This window comes from Halanaerobaculum tunisiense, from assembly GCF_054657635.1.
Window position 1 is genome coordinate 1 of sequence record NZ_BAAHYI010000030.1, and the last position, 788, is coordinate 788.

Consider the following 788-nt stretch of genomic DNA (forward strand, 5'->3'; position numbering starts at 1 on the left):
TGTTTATTTAGATTTATATATCATTTTAATAATTAAAAAAATTTTTTAGTAATAATTAAGTGTTAAACTCTTTTAAATACTAAGGAGGGAGGTATCATGAAGAAAGGTAGTAAGGAAGTTTTGATTTGGGAAACATTAGGTTTATTTTGGTTAATTATAGTTGGGTCATTATTACACTTTGTATATGATTGGTCTGGTCAGTCATTAATTGTAGCAGTTTTTAGTCCAGTAAATGAAAGTGTTTGGGAACATTTGAAGTTAGGTTATTGGGCTCTTGTCTTTTTCTCTCTAATTGAATATCCAGCAATCAAAGATAAAGTAAAGAACTATTTTTGGGGGAAGACTTTAGGAGTACTAGCATTAGAAGTGTTTATTATATTGTTTTTTTATACTTATACTGCTATAATCGGAGAACATATTTTGTGGCTGGATATAGCCTCTTATGTAGTAGGGTCAATTATTTGTCAGATCATAAATTATAATATTATAAGCAGAAAAAAACCTAGATTTAATGATAGATTGGGTTTAATTTGTTTTATAGGTTTTGGTGGGTTATTAATATTGTTTACTTTTTTTCCACCCCATCTGCCTATTTTTAAGGATCCTAAGACAGGAGAGTATGGGATAGCTGATATAAAGTGGCACTTTCGTGCCACTTTATATCAGCTATCAGCTGTCTGCAAATGGTTTTTATTACGGAAGGTCTGTTTTCTAGACCTGTAGGGTGTGTCGTGAGCCAAGTCAAATTCTTCAATTCAAAACCATAGATATAGTTCAGCCCTTTAGAA

At 31.0% G+C, this 788-nt stretch carries 1 protein-coding gene; it reads left to right on the plus strand.

The annotated features are described in order from the left end of the window. Nucleotides 1-96 precede the first annotated feature (96 nt). On the plus strand, nucleotides 97-723 hold the full coding sequence (locus ACYQ3D_RS12615) for a DUF6512 family protein (protein WP_459838816.1): 627 nt from the start codon (nucleotides 97-99) through the stop codon (nucleotides 721-723). Nucleotides 724-788: the final 65 nt, after the last annotated feature.